This window comes from Synechococcus sp. HK05 (assembly GCF_019104765.1).
In the GTDB taxonomy this organism is placed as follows: domain Bacteria; phylum Cyanobacteriota; class Cyanobacteriia; order PCC-6307; family Cyanobiaceae; genus Vulcanococcus.
In genome coordinates, this window is record NZ_JAHRXJ010000012.1 from 1 (window position 1) to 17351 (window position 17351).

A 17351-nucleotide genomic window follows, 5' to 3' on the forward strand; every position below is an offset into this window, starting at 1 on the left:
CGGCATGCGCTTGCTGAAAATTCAGGTTCCCGGAAGCTGTAGCCGAGACCTGCATACTTGCGCCACGGCAGCATCCATACGGTCAGCCTGCGTTGCGCCGGGGTATGGCGCTGGAGGCAACTGCTTGAGCTGAAGGATCCCGTAGGCCTCAGAGCCGGTGATGCGGCGATTGCTCCATCGAGCACAGACCTCTTGGACCCGGGTACCACTCAGCCCGATCAACAGAGCCAGACTTCCTGCGAGCACGTGTCGTGAAACTGCAACACCACGATGGTGCAAAAGGCATGGTGGATTGTCAGCCGTTGACGCTGCTCCGTTCACTCCCGCTCCACCAGCGGAGCCCATTCAGCCTTGATGCCGATATCCGGCACACCCGATTCCTTATTGGTCTTATCCATCCACTGGGATCGAATGATCCGATACCCCTTGCGCACGCCGCGCAGTCCCGCCGGTGCCTGAGCCGCGGCACAGGATCGACCTCCATCGCGGCAGGGCGAAGGTTCGAGGCTGCAACCCGATGCCAGGAGCAGCAGCATCAGAAGGAGATGTCTCACCGGATCGGCGGCGCTGCGCTCAGTCCGGATTGAACCAGCTGTGCACCACACCATCACCTGTTGAACCGGGCGTCGTGACAACGGCCAACTGCTGATGACCGCGCCGGTAGTCGTACCGGCAAAAGCCCATGCCCGTTCCGGAGCAGGCGCTCAGGCTCGCCAGGTTGTTCCCGGCGCGTTCTCGCTCAAACAGCAGCGGCTCCTGCTCTGGCTGCGGTGACCACCCGGCAGCAAGCAAATGGGCATTCACCACGGTGATCGGTTCATTAACCGCCAACGCAGGAGCTTCGGCGGAGTCGCCACCAGATCGGACAGCTTGCGTGAGAGCTAGTGCGGCCACGGCTGCAGAGAGCCCGAACACAAGGCGCCCCCACCATCGCCTGGAGGCTGTTCCTGACGACATGGCCGCGTGCTCAACGCATCGACTGGATTCCAGCAACAACAGACGAAGGCGAGGGTTGAGGCCCGGGTTGTTTTCAGATTGGCTCGAGAGCATCGAGCAACGCCTGCAGTTCCGTCTGCGGATCTCGCTGCAACACCGCGATCACATCAGGGCTGGTGGCTTCGGCCTGAGCGATGGCAGCGCTGGAGTTTGACGGGAGCTGCCCGGCGAGCAGCCAGAGCTCGGCATGCAACACCTTGGTTTGATCCGGCATACGAAGGCGCCTCTGAATCAACCGTTAGCTCCATGCAGCAGGAGCAGCCCCACCACTCCTGCAAGGCGTTGGGGCAACCGTTGGGCTTCTGCGAAGCGGTTGAACTCCGGGCCGTTGTCCATCCACAGATGAGTGGGCAGTGGGTAGAGCTTGGGCAGCTCGCTCTTGCCTCAACGATGACGTAATCGCTCGCGCCGACGCGGGAGAGGGCGGCCCAGCTCCTCCTCCTGCCAGAGCTGTTGCACGCCGAGCTCAGGACGCTTCTCAGGCGGACGTGGTTCTCAGGTCAGGTCAGTGTTAAGAAGTGTCTGAGAATGTTGGCGGCACCCGGGTTATGTAGCCCAGCGAACGACAACCCTGCGCACTTGGGCTGATGATTCCCTTGTAGCAACCGCTACCAAGACGTTCACCCCGCATCCGCGGGGCGCAGTTCGATCCAGGCCATGGAACGGGGACCTGGACTTACCTGTGGATCACAACCATGACCCTCACCTATCGCGGCCAGAAGTACCAGCAGAACAAGCAAGCTGCTCCTCTGCAGCACCCTGTTCTTGCCTACCGCGGCGTTTCCTACAAGAAGTGATCACCCTGATCGAATGATCACAGAGCCCCGCCGAGGCGGGGCTTTTTCATGCCCGTGCTTGGACCCACTCCTGCAGCAGTTGTTGCGGATCCACGCCCTCGAGCAGTTCATTCGGCACAAGCACCAGCCCGCAGCATCGGCACCTGCGCGATGGCGTAGTCAGGGTCCATCGCACCGGCTGAATGCTGCAGCGCTCCAGATCGCAGAAGAACACAGAGAAGCCAGCCATCCAGATCCAAGGGGAAAGAGGGGCCCGCGCTGCGCGCTAGAGCGAATGAGGGGTGAGGCCCTCTGCCGGCTGGATAAAAAGCACGACTCCTTCATGGCCTAGGTGACGACCACAGTGCAAGATGAATTCAGGATTTCAGCACCGTTGGCCGGGTTGCAACCGTTGAGGTTTCGTGAATCAAGCAGAGAGCAAGCCATGCATGACAGATTCTTGGGATATACAAAGATTTCCAAAGCAAGTGATGAATATTTGTACTGCAGTAGCGATCCCTACACGGATGACGTCGTTAGCGGCCAATGCTTAAGTGCATGGATCGCTTGAGTTGGCAAGCGTGGCAATCCCCCAATCTTCAGTTCGTGATGCCATGACTACGCAGTATCAGAACCCTCTATTGGCGACAATGGTTCATCATGAGACACCCTATCGCGGGCAATGGACCATTGTGAAAGAAACCAGTCTCCAGTACGTTGCCAGACATGAAGTGGAGCAACCTCAGGGCCAACGCAAGCTCGTTGAACACATATCACTGAAGTCACTCGATGAGGCAGAAGCGTTCTCCATTTATCTATGCAGTCATGGCTGGAGCCGGCAGCGTCAGGCCTGATCGACGTGGGTAATCATCCAGTTCATCTCCTGTTCTCCTATGGGACGTTGCAACAAGAGCATGTGCAGATCAGCACCTTTGGCAGGCCCCTGAACGGTCGCGCAGATGGCATTATCGGCTACATCGTGACAAGCCTGAAAATTACGGATCCTGAAGTCATCCAGATCAGTGGCCAGGTGAATCACCCCATGATTCGAGCGACGGGTAATGTCCGTCATCGCGTTCCAGGGACTGTGTTCGAACTAACAGATGAGGACTTAAGCAAAGCTGACGCCTATGAGGTGGAAGCATACGTGCGCGTTCAAGCGCCTTTGGAATCGGGCGGCAGAGCCTGGGTCTACATCGAACGTGAAGACAAATAGGATCCACACGCAGACCGCGATCCCAACGCAGAGCTTAAATTAACTGGCACGCATTCCATGCCTAGGCAGGCTGGGATGAGTAGCGCACACCCAATGTTTCGACTGGAAGAATGTGTCAATGGACAATGGCATTTGGTAGGCCAGAACGTTTATCGAACCCGTTTGCGGGCCATGACAGCCGCTCGAACGCGCACAGCAAGGCACGGAACAAGCCATCGCGTGCTTGATTTGACCGAGCACGCCGTGGCCGACTACATCGACGCCGGCAGCGTCTCCAAGAGCCATTACCGCTATCTGCGCTGCGGAACACTTGGCGAGCTCGATCATGAGGCCACCGAGTCAACTGAGCAATGCAACTAACGCTGGAGGGGCGATCTGTCGTGCTACACGCACATGCCAGCTGGCAATCCGCTCAGCGGCCGACCGGATCAACACCACGGCGCTGGCGTCGGCCTTATGCGAGCGGAATATCCTGGTTAGCGACCCATACGCGCCGCCGCAAGTGTTGCTGCGGAGCAGATCAAGACGACAAAGAGAATTTCCATACCAGGCAAGACGATGAAACAACAAAGCTCGGCGGTCCATGGCGCAATGACGATGGCCGCCGGGACAATTCAATCGAAACCCAGTCATTCAGTGTCTGATGTCGCAATCACTACTGTGCAGTGGTGATCATTGATGCGCGCCGTTGAGTATCAATACCCAAAATCGGCCACATTGTCCACACTGAACTTACACACGTTATTCATGACCTTCAGAATTCAGTGATTGCTTTTGACCTATGGGATACATCGCTGTCGCAATGACCTGTTGGCTATCTGCCATCGCAGCCGAACGGCTGACGTCATATCCGACGAAGAACCAGAAAGACACAGATCCACTCGGAGGGTCCTCCCTCGCTGATCAGCGCTGCCTTTACTGGGATGCACTCAATCGCAACAGCTATTAGCTCTTCGCATTGCTGGCACACGGACAATCTTAACCGTTGAACTCAGAGAAAAGTATCGACAACTGCAATTACCACCTGAATCACAGCCTTCGATGGACGAATGGTTCTTCCGGATCATTCAATTACAATCACGCCACGCTCTGGCAGGATTCCAGCTGGTCGACGCCATGACACCTCCCCAAACGACGTCGATCCGAGTCCTGCTAGTTGATCTTGAAGAACCGATCCATGAGGAACTACCAACCCGACTCATCAAGCTTGGGTACAGTGTTCTCATCACGAATCGCCTTGCCGACGCATTGCGATTGCTAAGACTGACCGAACCAGATCTGATCATCCTCGATGGCCAGCAATGGCTATGTCATCTGATGGCATTGCGGCAGCATTCCAATAAACCCCTCATTCTCCTGAAATCAAACCATGATCTCGCGGAACGAGTAACAGCACTCCAGCTGGGATCTGATGACGTTCTGATCAAGCCTTTCAGCGTAAGGGAGCTGGAAGCACGGATCCGAGCTGTGCTCAGGCGGATCCCCAGTAGAGCAAAAGGGGCTGCCCCCCCAGCGGAACAGCCGCTGCCGCATTCACTCATTCTTGGAGAGTTACATCTCGATCTTGAGCGTCGCCAGGCCTGGCGGGGGCAGCAACGGATCAGACTGACTGGACTGGAGTGCAAACTGCTCGAAGCGCTCATCTGCAGGGCAGGGGAAACGCTCAGCCGCAGGGAGCTTGTGCAACTCGTGTGGGGGTTTGACTCAGAATTTGTATCAGTTCGCAGACTTGTAGATTCTGCGGTATCACGCCTGAGAGCCAAGCTTGAGGTTGATCCAGACAACCCTGAGTTAATACTCACCATCCGCGGCGTGGGCTACATGTTTCGACGGTTACAGCGTCAGCCGGAGGGCGGCCCGCAAGCTGGAGACGATGATGTCATCGACCTCGATGCCTGGCGAGCACGTCAATGGGGCCTTCCACCTCCATAGGTTGCTGTCGCAGGCGAGCAGGAAATCGACACATGGGCTACCGATCGCACCGAAAATCCAGAATTTTCGTGTGATTCTGAGCTGATGGAACGCACAGACCTATTGATCGCGGTTTTTGCTTTTGGGGCGGCCGTGTCGACCCTGCTGGCTTGGATGTTTGCATCCCTGCGGCAGTCACCTTAATAGCAGTGATCCACGCTCGGATAGCGTTGTCCGCCGACTCGCAGAGACCAGCGCCATCACTCGCATGCACGAAGGATCAACAATTCTGTAATGGCGTCCATCAGAGCAAGACCTCAGTTGAGCTTCCTGATAGGCCCAGTACTCCTGTGTGGCATGGCCGATGGGTTTCCATCCATCGGGATAAAGGCTTTCGATGACGAACATGGCAATGGCCTGATCTCATCCCATCGAAAAGGTGATCAGAGATCTGTCACAGAAGTACTAGGTTTCTTTTGGGATCGACCCAGCTATGACATTAATGAAGGTAGTGATGGCAACAGAATCCAGCTTATGTCCATGGTTCAAGACCATAATGCGGACGTCTGGTCACCCTGCTGTTGATTGGACAGCAAAACCCCAGCTCTGCCGCAAAGGCTGTTTCCAACACCGCTCCACTTTGTGCGGCGACGACTCGATAGTCGTGACCCGATCGCCTGCAGTTCCGCCTGGCTGTTCGCCGAGCATTCCAGATGGAATGACGCACAACAGTGTCCACCCACAGACCTGTGAACACGTCGCGACGTTGGATGATGATCATGGCTTAAGCATGGGTTTGATTCAGTCAGATTCACACCAAACCACCCATTAAGCTCCAAAAGGACTGATCAGCTTTGGGATCAGCCAACCAGGCGACAAACAAGTGCCTGCACCCAGACAAACTGTTTTCATTGCGACACTGCAGGTGCTATCAGCCATCGAGCTTCTCCACATCCACCCGGAACAAGCTGAAAAGCGCAGAGCAGAAGTGCTAGCAGCTGGTAGGTGCGCCACTCTCCATGACCGCTGCGCAGCTCAACGCCGATCCGTCTTCTTTGAGTGCTGAACCCAGCGAGCTGACTGCAGCCTCGAAGCAGCACGACATCACTGATTGGCATGACTGATTCACACCGGTCGCTGTAGGGGTACGCAAGCTGTATTCCTCCAGCACGGTTAGGTCAGCTCGTTCGACCGGGGCACCGAACGACTCAACAGCTCATATTTGTGATGATTGCTACGAATACCGCGATTACCCCCAGACGGGGTCTTGCGCTGTGCCTTTGCGATGCAGTCGGATAGAGACTGCCATGAGAAGGCATAGATGACCACACCCACCTATACGAGCCCCTTGACGATTGACGAACTGGAGGCCAGCTACCCCACGTATTGCAAGGCGCTGCGCATCCTGGTCCGTGACGGCGTGAGCGAAAACAAAGCCAGGCGAACGGTCTGCTGGAGTCGGCTCGCCACACTGCATGGGTGCCTACCGCGGCGATACCGAGATCCCCAACAGCTCTTCTTTCTCCTGAGACGTGAGCAGATCGCCAGCCTGAGCCGCTCCGAGCACTGACCACCGTGGGCCAGACGAATTTGCCTATTCGGCAGCGTTTGCCTCGATCTGAACTGATCCTGAGGACTGTGCCTGGCGACCTGGAGCACCAGATCGAGCGCCTGCTTCCTAAACCAAAGGTGATGAGCTTTTGAAAGTTGGCTGAAGCTGCGGGAGCCAGACAGCAGCAAGACAACGAGCCGTCACCACAGCGATCGCGGCTTCAGATCGGCTCGAGAGCATCGAGCAGTGCCTGCAGTTCCGTCTGCGGATCACGCTGCAACACCGCGATGACATCAGGGCTGGTGGCTGCGGCCTGAGCGATGGCTGCGCCAATGGCACCAGGCAACTGATCCGCCAGTTGCAATCCCATCGCTGTGATCTCCCCGTCAACGGTGACCAAGGCCAGATTGCTCAGCCACTCCATGGCACCTCGGCAGACGGGGTCCTTGAACGCGATGCACCGCAGCAGTTCGCGGCACTCCGCTGCATACAGAAAGAGCCGCAGGGCGCGGTGCTCGGCCCGCTGTCGAGCGGTGGATGCGGAGGGCTCGATGCGCGCAGCGTTGCTCGGGGCGTTGGCCCGGGTTGATGACGGCTTGTCGCCCTGCTCCTGCAGAGCCACGTTCAGCCGCTGCTCCGCCGAGCGGCGCAATACCCCGTCAGGCAGCTGCTCAATCAGGGCCTGACCGGCCTGCTCCACCGCTTGGAGAGTCTCCAGTGATGGGGAAGCACTGCCTGAGGCCAGCGGAGCCAGAAGCCGGTCCAGTCGCCACTCCAACCAATGCTGGGCTGAGACGATCAGGCCCTCAACAGCAGTGGGACCCTGGCTGCGAATCAACCCGTCGGCGTCATGGCCCTCGGGCAACTGCACCACCGAGGCGCTCAACCCACCGTTCACCAGCTGCGGCTGCAACTGTTCAATCAGGCGTTGTGTAGCGGCCTGCCCCGCGCCATCGCCATCGAGAGCCATCAGCAGGTGCTTCATCCCCTGGCGCCTAAGCAGCTGCAGCTGTAACTCCGAAACGCTCGTGCCCAGGCAGGCCACCGCATGGGTGAACCCCGCCTGGTGGAGCTGGATCACATCCAGCGGACCTTCCGCCAACAGAGCGGTGCCCTCCTTACGGATGGTCTCGGCTGCCTGGTCCAAGCCGAACACCAGCCCGTTGCGCTGAAACAGCAGGTCTCCTGTGCTGTTGCGGTACTTGGGTTCCTGGCTGCCGGTGGCGCGACCGCAGAAGCCCACGGTCTGGCCTGAGGCGTCGTTGAGCGGAATCGTCAGACGGCCGCCCGCGTACCCCAGCTGCCAGGTGCGAGCGGTCTCGGTGCAGATGCCACGGGAGCGGAGGTAGTCAGCGCCAGCGCCACCCTGCTCCAGCTGTTGCAAAAGGGCCTGGTGGAACTGCTGGCGCTGCTCCGCGCGCTGAGCCATCAACTGACGGCGCTCGCGCCATTCCTGCTCAAAACGCGCCTGCGCCTCGGGGTCGCCTTCCACCACCGTCACCCCGTTGCGCCGGGCCAGCTCCAGCACGGCCTCCTGAAACGACAGGCCCTGCCTGTCCTGCAGCCAGCCGATGGCATCGGTGCCCTTGTCGCAGACAAAGCAATGCACCCGGTTACGCGTCGGGCTCACAGTCAGTGAGGGGCGGCGATCGTCGTGCCAGGGGCAGCGCGTCACAAAATCCCGACCACTCTTCTTGAGTTCGGCGGGCCCAAAGAGATCCGTGATCTGGGCCCGTTCACGCACGCTCTCCAACACCGCCGGCGTGAGCAGCCCAGCCGGGCGCCCCGAAGGGTGCCCACTGGGTGCACGCCGGCCAACTCCTGCAACCACCCGATGAGGGGCGGCTTTGCCGCTGCTGTTCATAGGCACTCCACTCCGGGGTAGAGGTCGCTGCCGATGAACAGGTGCCTGGCTTCATCCGCTTCCAGATAGCAGTGGGCCCGGTCCATGCGGATCGTGGTCTTGCTGCAGTCGTCTTCTCCGCTCATCTGGCCGTGGCGGAACTTGCCGTGGTGGATCTCGAGCACACCCGGCTTGGGCTTGCTGAATTCATCCAGCTTGGGCCGATCGATCAGCCACACCGCCGAGGCGTAGCGCTCCAGTTCTGAGGTGCCGGCGAGGTGGGAGACATCGGGGCCGGTGGGGTTGCCGTAGGCGCCGCGGTTCAGCTGCGCCACCACAAAAATGTCGAGTTCACAGCGGCCAGCCAGGGCCTTGATGGCCGTTGCCCTGGCGGCCAGTTCCGCGGTGGTGTTGCTGCCGTAACCGGGCGTGGGGCCCATGGCGTGGAAGTGATCGAGCACTACTGCAGCCAGTTCGGGGTGAGCGCTCTTGCAGTCCTCCACCAGCGCTGCCAGTTCCTCCACCGTGGCGGCGAAGTGCGATTGGTAGAGCACCCGGCCCATGCGTTGGCCGTTGGGGGCAATGCTTTCTGCGAACTGAGCAGAGAGCTGATCGAGATACTCGAAATCGCGGCCCTCGATCACCTCACCGCGGCCCTCCAGTTCATTGGCTGAGTAGCGGGGTGTGAACACCCCGCTGGCGCGGCGGCAGTAATTGGCCAGTAGCCGTGCACCGATGGCGCGGCGGCTCAATTCACAAGAGAGCACCAACACCGAGGCGCCATTGATGGCCAGGCCCATCGCCGCCGCAATACCCACGGTGGTTTTGCCCACACCGGACTTAGCCGCCAACACCCAGGTGCTGTCGCCCGTTCCAGGGAGAACGCCGCCACGCATGTCGATGTCCAGAGAAGGAATCCCTGTGGAGATCGGCTTGGGGCGTTGCTCTGCCGGGAGGGAAGCCAGCGCCAGACACTCGCGCCGGGCATCGGCCTCGCTGCAGACCTGGAAGCTCTGGCGGTAACGCCCCGCGGTGATCGAGGTGGCGTCATTGAGGAGCTGGCGGCAGCTCTCCAGCTCGTCATCGATGAGGTTGTCGATCTGCTCACGCGCCAGGAGCTTGCGCAGCCCTGGATAAAACAGCGCCCGTGCCTTGGCGCTCTGGAACAGCCGGCAAGCGATTTTGAAGTCCAGCTCGGGGTGAATCAGGCCGTCATCACCCCAGGCGATCACCTCCGAGAGGGCTTCTTCTATCTGCAGCAGCGAGCCGCGGAAACGGCCATCCAGGGCGCGTTGCCGCACGTCCTCCCGAATCGCGTAGGCATTGAGCACATCGATGTCACGCCGGCCGCGGAACAGCTCGTCGATCTCCAGTGCCAGGGCCCTGAGGCCCGGTTGGGTCCAGATCGAGCCCGGCACCATCTCGTCAAACCGCAGCCCAATGGCGCGGCGGAACAGGCCCCAGCGCTCGTGTTGATCGTCGGTTCCCACCAGGACGGCAGCCAGGAGGTTTTTCTCGTGCTCGGCGAGTGAGTGAGTCGCCGGCACCTCCGGCACCTCGGCCGCCATCAACCCAGCGGCGGTCTCGATAAAAATCCCCTGATCAATCATCCGCTGGATCAGCGCTGGATCGAAGCCGCCGGGGATGGTGGGCGTTTGATCCGGCTGATGGGAGTTGTTGTCAGCGGCGCCGGCAGAGGGTGTGGTGATGGAGTCAGTCATGGCCTGCTTTGCGAGGAACAAGGCGGGTGGGGTTGCTGTTGCGGAGCACTTGGCCTTTGGGGTCAGTGCTGTCTGGGGGGCTGGCTGAATTGCTCGGCGGCGCTGCCGGGAATGCCTTCTCCCTGGGCCTCAAGCAGCTCTGCCAACCGCTGCTTCTCGCAGCGATCGAGCTTGGCGGCCTCGATCCCCCGGCCATGCCAGTGATCGCGGTTCCAAAAGAGCAGCCGGTTGGCTTTGTCCAGATCGCTCTCCTGCATGCCCGGTGCAACCCCTTGGCCCACTCCTGGAGTGTTCCCACCGTTGCCGCCGTTGAGCCGCCCGGTGTAAGCGCCCCAGGCAAAAATGTGCCAGTGCTCCACACCACGCCCCTCAGACGCGCGATCCACCTGGAGCAAGGCACGGGCGCAATCCGCGCCGCTGCGCTCTTGCGGGTATTCGGTGCACCAGAACTCAGGCATCCCCCGCAGCGCCCGGATCAGCGCTTCCTCAAATGCCTGAGCGCCACCGGCGTGGCGGATCGCTTGCCGCAGGCGACTGGCCAACAGCGTGCCAGTGGGCTTGTAGGCGGGCCAGGTCTCGGGCTTGTGCTGGTTGTAGGTGGCGGCGAACTGGGCAATCAATGGGCTCTGCAGCGGCGCACGCTTGGGCTCAGCTGAGGGTTCCGACTGCGTCTTTGCGATCACTCGTGGCTGAACCACGGCGCAGGCTTGCGTCTCGGAAGTGCTCGGAATCTCTGCTGAGGTCACCAGCGACTGCAGAAGCTCCTGGGATGCGCAGTCCTGCTCATCAGGCCCGGAGGCTTCGATCTCCGTGGCGGCTGACATCAGCGTCACCGTGGTGCCTTTGGCATCGCTGCAGAAGCGCAGCCAACCGAGGGTTTGCAGATCATCCAGATCCGCTTTCAGCAACCGCGGTTGTACGAACCAGGCTGCTCCCAGATCTCTCAGAGTGACGCGCACATCACGGTTGCTGCGGCTGCGCCACTGCAGGTAGCCGTAGAGCTGAGCGACCCGCAACACCCGCCCTGGCCTGAGCGAACCCTGCCGCGCATTGCTCAGCCTTTGCAGGGCTGCATGGGTCTGACGGATCGCCTCATTGCGGATGCAGAAGAACTGCACGGTGTGATCAGGAGGACCAGCCCCTGACGAGCTGCGGGAGGCTACTGGCGGTGCTCGTGAGGTCCTGTCAACTCAGACCAACGCCCTGCTCAAGGCCGCTCATCTGCCTGATTCCTCCTTCCCCCCAAAGCCGGCTGTTGGCTTGCTTGTTTGTCTTTGTTTTTTGGATTGATTCTCTAAAACCTTTCAGAGATATAGATGTGCCGCACGGGGTGCATCACCCCTGAGGCACCGGGTGCAGCAGTGACTGAGGCACGGGATGCAGCACAGACCTCAATCAACAAAACCTGGCCGTGAGGCATGGGATGTAGCAGCTGAGGCATTGGGTGCCTCACGCGCGCCACCGCCATAACCCACATCGCACAAGCGGCGCAAGGGTGAAACCACGGGGAATGCTCCCGGCAGTTGCGCCCATTCCCATGCCTCCTCGTCATGCACCCGTTGCCTCCACCGTCCACACCTGGCTGAACACCAGCGCTGCCCATCGCCCCTTATGCGAGCGCACGGTGATGGAACTCTCCCGCCGGATTCAGCGCTGGCAACAACATCCCGATGGCCCGGCCCATGCACCCAAGCCCGTGCGCCGCAGTGCCCTACGGGCTCGTGAGCAGCTGGTGCGCCACAACCTCGGCCTGGTGGCCCACACCTGGAGCCGCCATCGCTGCAGCCTCCCCGCCCATGACGACACCACGGCCGATGCCCTGCAGGAAGCCGCACTGAATCTGGTGCGGGCAGCAGAGAAGTTCGATCCCACCAAGGGTTACCGCTTCTCCACCTACGCGACGTTCTGGGTGCGGCGCGGTCTTGCCGAGTTCGAGCAGCGGTTCAAGCGCGCCATTCGCTTCCCCGCAGAGAAGGCAGCGGTGGTGATCAAGGCGCTGCGGCTCAGCCAGGACCACCTGGCCAACACCGGAGATGAACCCACCCTGGAGTGGCTGGCCGCCCAACTCACGTTTGATGGCAAGCCGCTGCCTGCGGGGAAGTTGGCGGAGTTCATTCAGCAGTGGGATGCCACACGCACTGGTTCGCTGGAGGCCAGCGATGACGGCAGTGAGGAGAACGCCGGCAGCTCCCGTCTGGATCTGGCGTCACAGCGCCAGGCCGCCGAGCAGGAGCAGCTGGAGGCGGGCGATCCACATCACTCGGCCCTACCGCACTTAATGGCCTGCCTGGAGGAGCAGGAGCAGCAGATCATCCGAAACCGCTATCTCCGCCGTCCGCCCCTGAGCCCCTGCCAGCTGCGCAAAGCCATGGGCGGTATGGAGCCAGAGCGACTCAAGGAGTTGGAGGAGCAGGCCCTCACCAAACTCCGCACCGCCGCCGAGCAGCGCAAGAACGAGTTCGACGCCTAGTTCATCTCCAGGGGCCAGCCCCCAACACAACGCCCAGGGGCAACTACCTATGGGCGTTGGTTGTTCTGTGGTGCAAGTCGCGGTTGTGTTGCTACACCAGGGTGATCGACCTGGGGGTGATGCAACCCGAGGAGTTCCGCAGCCAGATCCACACGCTGCAGCAAGCGATTGAGACCCTGCTCGATGGCTGGACCCTGGTGGTCTGCTCCAACCACCAGCGGTTGCTTGACACCGCGGCCTTGCTGTTGCCAGCCCTGCAGTTCACCGCCTCTTCCACAGCGGAGTGTCTGGCACTTCCGTTACCCAGCGAGGGCAAGTTGCTGGTGATCTGCGATGACGACGGCGCTGATTGTGGGGCCGTGGAGTTGATCAGCCAGATGCGCGAGCGCCATGGCGCCGGGCGCTGCTGCTTCCTTCTTTGCCTGGACGCAGGCATCGCCGCCTCACGCCTGGTGCACCTCTGGCGCCTACGGCCCGATGGCCTCAGTTGCCGGGAACGCTGCGGGAGCGGGCGGCTCTTGCAGTGCGTGGCCGTGCTCCTACGCAACGGCCGCTACGAAGACCCCGCCCTCTCCGATCGTCTGCGGCAGTTGTTTGCCGATGTCACCCCCGCCAGCGAAGGTATCGGGCTGACCCTCAAAGAAGAGCGCATCGTGCGGATGGTGGCGGGCGGCCGAAGCAGCCGCGAGATCGGCTCACAACTGGTGATGCGGGCTGATTCGGTGCGCAAGGTGTTCTGCGAGCTGTACAAAAAAACAGGCGCCACTGGCCGGGGCGCCTTGATGATCTGGGGTCTGGAGCACGGGGTGCTCAAGCAGCAAGATCTCGCCTGCCAGCTGCGCCCACCACGGCGGAAAGCGCAGGCCGCCGCGGCAGGTGGCAGCAAGCGCCGGAGCCGAGCAACACATCGCTGAGCCGATCAGCGGCCAGAAGTGCATCGAGCTCAATGATCTGCACCGCCTCGCGCTGACGGGGAAGCCAACCGGCGAGCAGGCCGCGATCACCAAGGGGCAGCGGCTGGGGCAGCTCGAGCCGTTGGCCGAGGAACGGCAACCAGCGCTCGAGGCCATCGCTCTCGCGCCAGGGCTCAAAGCTGGCCACCTCCACCAGCTGCTTGAGTGTGGTTTCGCCATAGCTGAGGGAGGTGAGATACATCACGTCCTTGCGTTGCTCGGCCTCAAGCGGCAGGGGCATCCAGAAGCCGCGATCAGCGGCGTTCTCGAGGGCATCGCGGTGGTGGTGGGTGAGCAGAACCTTGGTGGTCATGGCAGCGAGGAATCACTGCACCGGTTCTGGCTTTGAGGCCCCGGTTGCCACCGCCCACAGCTGTGGGCTCACCTGACCCACAGCTGTGGGGTCAGCGCGTCACAGATGTGGGATGAGTGTGGGCATTCAGTTGGCGACATCAAGTCGCGATGGGGGATTTCACGGAACGGGGTGTGGCTCAAGCGGGCCATTCCCTCAGCCTTTCTTCCAGGGCGCAACCCCACAACACAGCCCCAACTCCACCGAAAGGGGCCCTGCTCCCCATCGGAACCCTTGGGGAGTTGCACGCGCTGAATGTCGTTGATCTCTCGGGGAGCCGCCTTTGGCGGCGTGTTGGCTCTGGTGGTGCAGGCGTGTGGGCCGACACCGCTCGGGGCAGTGGTGCGAGGGGCGTTTGTTGTGCCGGCTTATGCCACCAGATCAATGGCGGTCACTGGGATCCAGGGAACCGCCGGTAGCCTCCCGCACCTGCACAACCCTGCATGCCAAAACGCTGTCTGCGCCGGCCGATGACCAGCGCCCAGCGGGCGTTTGCCTGTGAACACCTGGGCCTTGCCCATCAACAGGCGCACCGCTTTGCCCGCCGCTGGTCGATGGCCGTTGATGACCTGCTCGGCCCGGCCTACGAGGGCCTGTGCAAAGGCGCCGTTGGCTTTGATCCAGCGCTGGGCCATCGCCCCTCCAGCTATCTCGTCCCGAAGGTCAAAGGCGAGTTGCTGCACTATCTGCGCGATACAGGTTTTTCGCTGCGCATCAGCCACCGCCTGCGGGAGCTGTGGATCAAAGCCCGCCGATATGTGGCCCAAGGCCTCAGCGATCAACAGATTGCGGCAGCGCTGGATGTACCGCTGGAGCGCTGGCTGGATTGCCGCCGTGCCTGCGGACAACGGCCCGTGCCGCTGCATGAACTCCAGCGCGATTGAGCACAGACGTTGATGTCCACGTCGGAACCCTTTGGGGTCCGCTCAGGTTTTTCAAGCACCACCAGTAGCCTCCCGCACCTGCATCTCTTTATGGGTTCAGCCAAACACCGCCAACAACCACCCCGTCATCTCCCCGGCCGGGGGCCAACACCGGCCATCAGCAATGATCAAGACCGCGAACTCCTGCAGTTCAACGTGCGTCTGGCCAAAGCCCGCCAGGCACAGGCCGACACCAACCGGATCGAACGCAAGGCCTTCCGCGAGCACGCCCGCGTGGAGAACGCCGTGGCTGCTTACTCCCGTGAGCTGTGCTCCTTGCTCGATGAGCGGGGGTTCACCCAGGGCGTGACGCTCTCCCGCATCCCGGAGGGCGGTGAGTCCGTGTTGATCGTGCAGCTCAGTGATCTGCACTTCAATGAGCGCGTTGAACTCCCCTCCAACCGCTACGACTTCACCGTGGCAGCTCAACGGTTGCGGAAGCTCGCCCAGCGGGTGAAGCAACTGGGGCAGAGCTACGGCGCCCGCAAGGTGGTGGTGGCCTGTCTGGGGGATTTCCTCAACAGTGATCGCCGCCTCGATGAACTGCTCAGCAACAGCACCAACCGCTCCAAAGCCACGCTTCTGGCGGCGGACATCCTGCGAGCGTTTCTGCTCGATCTGCGCGAGCAGTTTGAGGTTGAGGTGTACGGCATCACCGGCAATGAAAGCCGCGTGAACAAAGAGCTCGGCTGGAGTGATGAGCTGGCCACCGACAGCTACGACTTGATGATCTACGAGATCCTCAAGCGCGGTTTTGCCGGCACCGATGGCATCGCCTTCTGCGGCTTCCGGGCCAATGAACTGCTCTTTGAGGTGATGGGCCGAACGTTCCTGTGCCTGCACGGCCACCAGATCGGCGCGAACGTTCAGAAGTCCGTGCAGGAAATCGCCGGCAAGTACGCCGCCCAGGGGATCACGGTCGACTACACGCTGTTCGGCCACCTGCACGCCAGCGCCATCGGCGACTACCACGCCCGCAATGCCTCGCTGGTGGGCAGCAATGCGTACTCCGAGGCGGGCCTGAACTTCTGCAGCAAGGCCGCTCAGAACGTCCACATCGTGACCGGTGCGAAAGGCACGGGCGCCATTGATGGCATGAAGGTCGACCTGCAGGACGTGAGCGGAACCGAGCCCTATCCCTTTGCCGCCGAATGGGAGGCCTACTGCCCTAAGAGCGAACGCAAACTCCACACCCCTTCTGTCGTCTATCAGGTTGTTGTCTGATGTCTGTCTCCACTCCCGCCTGCGCCTGCAGCGCCACCAGCCAGGCCGCTGAGCTCCAAACCGCCCTGCTCCAGGCGATCACCGGCCTCACCCAACTGGTGAGTCAGCTGGCCAACCAGTTCCCAGCCACAAGCACCTCAGTCCAGGCCGCTGAGCCCTGGATGGAAGAAGCCCCCAGCCGGTGCAGCAGTAAGCCAGCCCCGTGCTGCCCGGTCAACCTCTCCCCCCTCTGGGATGAGCTCTCCGTCGTGGAACTCCGCTCCCTCCTGCGCAGCTACCCCATCGATCGCACTTCCCTGCCCGCCGCAATCGAACGCCTGCGCCGCTCCGAACTCATCGAAGCCCTCAACCAGATCCAAGCGCTCGGCGCCTAACCGCCAGGCACCGAGGGCGCCCTTGCGATTCAGATCCCACCCACTACACACACAACCCATACGCGTATGACCACAACCCTCTCCAACACAAACCCCACCGCCCTCGGCGAACCCACCCCCGGATCCCCGGAAGCGCTGCTGCTCCTGGCGAATGCCGGAGTTCTCCCAGCCAGCGCAGGTACAGAGGATCCGCGGTTCACCGCTGATGCCATCACCACCTGCGTCTCCCGCCTCCTTGAGGTGAAGCAACAGCAGGAGCTCCTCGCCAATGAGCTGAAGGAACTGAACGAACAGCTGCGCCTGGCTCACCTACGCGGTGATCTGCTCACCCTCCTGCCTTCCGGCAAAGACGGGAATGGTTATCAGATCACTCCAGACCTCGTGCTCAACCGCCGCCCTGGCCGCAAGCAGTGGAGCTATTCGATCGACTGCAAAGAGATCGAATGCCAACTCAAGGCGCGCCAGAGCTACGAGCAGCAGAGCGGCGTCGCCAGCTACAGCGTGGGTGCGGCGTTCTGGGAGGTGCGGGCCGGCAAAGGCTGACGCGCCACAACACGGATCACGCGATCAAGAGCCCTGGGTTACGGCCCGGGGCTTTTTGCTGTGAACCGTCGCCGCACCTCCTCGCCACAGCCAACCGTCGCTACGACAGAGGCAGCGGAAAACGTGTCATGGGGCTCCTCTACGAACTGATCGTCGACACAGAAGCCGGCACCAGCACCTTTCAGATCGAAGCCAACAGCAAAGAGGAGGCGCTGGAAAACGGCCAAGAGCTCTACCCCGGCTGCCGTTTGGCCTTGGTGAACCCCGAGCCGGGTGAGCAGAACGGCTGAGCCCAACTAGGCGCGCACACCAAAAACCCCCGGGCAGAGCCCGAGGGTCAAGGCGTAATCAACATTCCAATGGCAATGGTCGATCGAAGCTGCTGGCGTTGGCACCTGGGGCCGAACGTTCCAGGTGTGAGCGATTGGTTCTCCTGGGGCACCTGTGGCGGTGCATGCGGAGTGTCGACGGTTCAGACGTCCTTATCCAGTGTCCGA

Annotated in this window: 18 protein-coding genes; 11 read left to right on the forward strand and 7 right to left on the reverse strand. The window is 61.3% G+C overall.

The features are described from left to right. Window positions 1-317 precede the first annotated feature (317 nt). From KUL97_RS12605 to KUL97_RS12615, 3 genes are read right to left on the reverse strand one after another with little or no spacing between them, the layout of a single operon-like run. A complete protein-coding gene (locus tag KUL97_RS12605) occupies window positions 318-554 on the reverse strand; it encodes a hypothetical protein (RefSeq protein WP_217797356.1) in 237 nt (78 codons plus the stop codon). A 19-nt stretch (window positions 555-573) separates the two neighbouring features. After that, window positions 574-1050: a hypothetical protein gene (locus KUL97_RS12610; RefSeq protein WP_217797357.1), complete on the reverse strand. Its 477-nt coding sequence runs from the start codon at window positions 1048-1050 to the stop codon at window positions 574-576. Further along, window positions 1031-1210, reverse strand: a complete 180-nt coding sequence (locus KUL97_RS12615; protein WP_217797358.1) for a hypothetical protein — start codon at window positions 1208-1210, stop codon at window positions 1031-1033. Before KUL97_RS12615 ends, KUL97_RS12610 begins: the two co-directional genes overlap by 20 nt. Before the next feature lie 481 nt (window positions 1211-1691). On the opposite strand from KUL97_RS12615, the gene KUL97_RS12620 reads away from it, so the two are divergent. From KUL97_RS12620 to KUL97_RS12635, 4 genes are all read left to right on the forward strand, one after another. Then, window positions 1692-1793: a DUF4278 domain-containing protein gene (locus KUL97_RS12620; RefSeq protein ID WP_217797359.1), complete on the forward strand. Its 102-nt coding sequence runs from the start codon at window positions 1692-1694 to the stop codon at window positions 1791-1793. Window positions 1794-2589: 796 nt separating this feature from the next. Next, window positions 2590-2988, forward strand: a complete 399-nt coding sequence (locus tag KUL97_RS12625; protein WP_217797360.1) for a gamma-glutamylcyclotransferase family protein — start codon at window positions 2590-2592, stop codon at window positions 2986-2988. Between the two features lie 1041 nt (window positions 2989-4029). Next, complete coding sequence (locus tag KUL97_RS12630) at window positions 4030-4920, forward strand: winged helix-turn-helix domain-containing protein (protein WP_254896522.1); 891 nt, start codon at window positions 4030-4032, stop codon at window positions 4918-4920. Window positions 4921-6247: 1327 nt separating this feature from the next. Further along, on the forward strand, window positions 6248-6469 hold the full coding sequence (locus tag KUL97_RS12635) for a DUF3136 domain-containing protein (RefSeq protein WP_368656166.1): 222 nt from the start codon (window positions 6248-6250) through the stop codon (window positions 6467-6469). A gap of 202 nt (window positions 6470-6671) precedes the next feature. Here the strand turns inward: KUL97_RS12635 and KUL97_RS12640 are convergent, their stop codons facing one another. From KUL97_RS12640 to KUL97_RS12650, 3 genes are all read right to left on the reverse strand, one after another. Continuing rightward, entirely contained in the window at window positions 6672-8282 is a 1611-nt protein-coding gene (locus KUL97_RS12640; RefSeq protein ID WP_217797362.1) for a CHC2 zinc finger domain-containing protein, read from the reverse strand. A gap of 29 nt (window positions 8283-8311) precedes the next feature. Then, entirely contained in the window at window positions 8312-10015 is a 1704-nt protein-coding gene (locus KUL97_RS12645) for a DnaB-like helicase C-terminal domain-containing protein (RefSeq protein WP_217797363.1), read from the reverse strand. Window positions 10016-10077: 62 nt separating this feature from the next. After that, window positions 10078-11133, reverse strand: a complete 1056-nt coding sequence (locus KUL97_RS12650; RefSeq protein ID WP_217797364.1) for a hypothetical protein — start codon at window positions 11131-11133, stop codon at window positions 10078-10080. Between the two features lie 419 nt (window positions 11134-11552). Between KUL97_RS12650 and KUL97_RS12655 the strand changes: the two genes are divergently transcribed. Both KUL97_RS12655 and KUL97_RS12660 read left to right on the forward strand, forming a co-directional pair. Next, complete coding sequence (locus KUL97_RS12655) at window positions 11553-12485, forward strand: sigma-70 family RNA polymerase sigma factor (RefSeq protein ID WP_217797365.1); 933 nt, start codon at window positions 11553-11555, stop codon at window positions 12483-12485. Between the two features lie 56 nt (window positions 12486-12541). Next, on the forward strand, window positions 12542-13399 hold the full coding sequence (locus tag KUL97_RS12660) for a DNA-binding response regulator (RefSeq protein WP_254896524.1): 858 nt from the start codon (window positions 12542-12544) through the stop codon (window positions 13397-13399). Here the strand turns inward: KUL97_RS12660 and KUL97_RS12665 are convergent. After that, entirely contained in the window at window positions 13296-13751 is a 456-nt protein-coding gene (locus tag KUL97_RS12665; RefSeq protein WP_217797366.1) for a hypothetical protein, read from the reverse strand. The two genes, KUL97_RS12660 and KUL97_RS12665, sit on opposite strands and share 104 nt — an antisense overlap. A 509-nt stretch (window positions 13752-14260) precedes the next feature. Here KUL97_RS12665 and KUL97_RS12670 point away from each other — a divergent pair. The 5 genes from KUL97_RS12670 to KUL97_RS12690 all read left to right on the forward strand — a co-directional run bounded on the left by KUL97_RS12670 (window position 14261) and on the right by KUL97_RS12690 (window position 17144). Continuing rightward, complete coding sequence (locus KUL97_RS12670) at window positions 14261-14674, forward strand: sigma factor (RefSeq protein ID WP_217797367.1); 414 nt, start codon at window positions 14261-14263, stop codon at window positions 14672-14674. Window positions 14675-14764: 90 nt separating this feature from the next. Continuing rightward, complete coding sequence (locus KUL97_RS12675) at window positions 14765-15937, forward strand: hypothetical protein (RefSeq protein ID WP_217797368.1); 1173 nt, start codon at window positions 14765-14767, stop codon at window positions 15935-15937. After that, window positions 15937-16311 (forward strand): hypothetical protein, encoded by a 375-nt coding sequence (locus KUL97_RS12680; protein ID WP_254896525.1) that lies wholly within the window; start codon window positions 15937-15939, stop codon window positions 16309-16311. Before KUL97_RS12675 ends, KUL97_RS12680 begins: the two co-directional genes overlap by 1 nt. Before the next feature lie 66 nt (window positions 16312-16377). Then, the gene (locus KUL97_RS12685; RefSeq protein WP_217797369.1) at window positions 16378-16854 is read left to right on the forward strand and encodes a hypothetical protein; all 477 of its coding nucleotides are present in this window, start codon (window positions 16378-16380) and stop codon (window positions 16852-16854) included. A gap of 128 nt (window positions 16855-16982) precedes the next feature. Continuing rightward, on the forward strand, window positions 16983-17144 hold the full coding sequence (locus KUL97_RS12690) for a hypothetical protein (RefSeq protein WP_217797370.1): 162 nt from the start codon (window positions 16983-16985) through the stop codon (window positions 17142-17144). The last annotated feature ends 207 nt before the right edge of the window (window positions 17145-17351 follow it).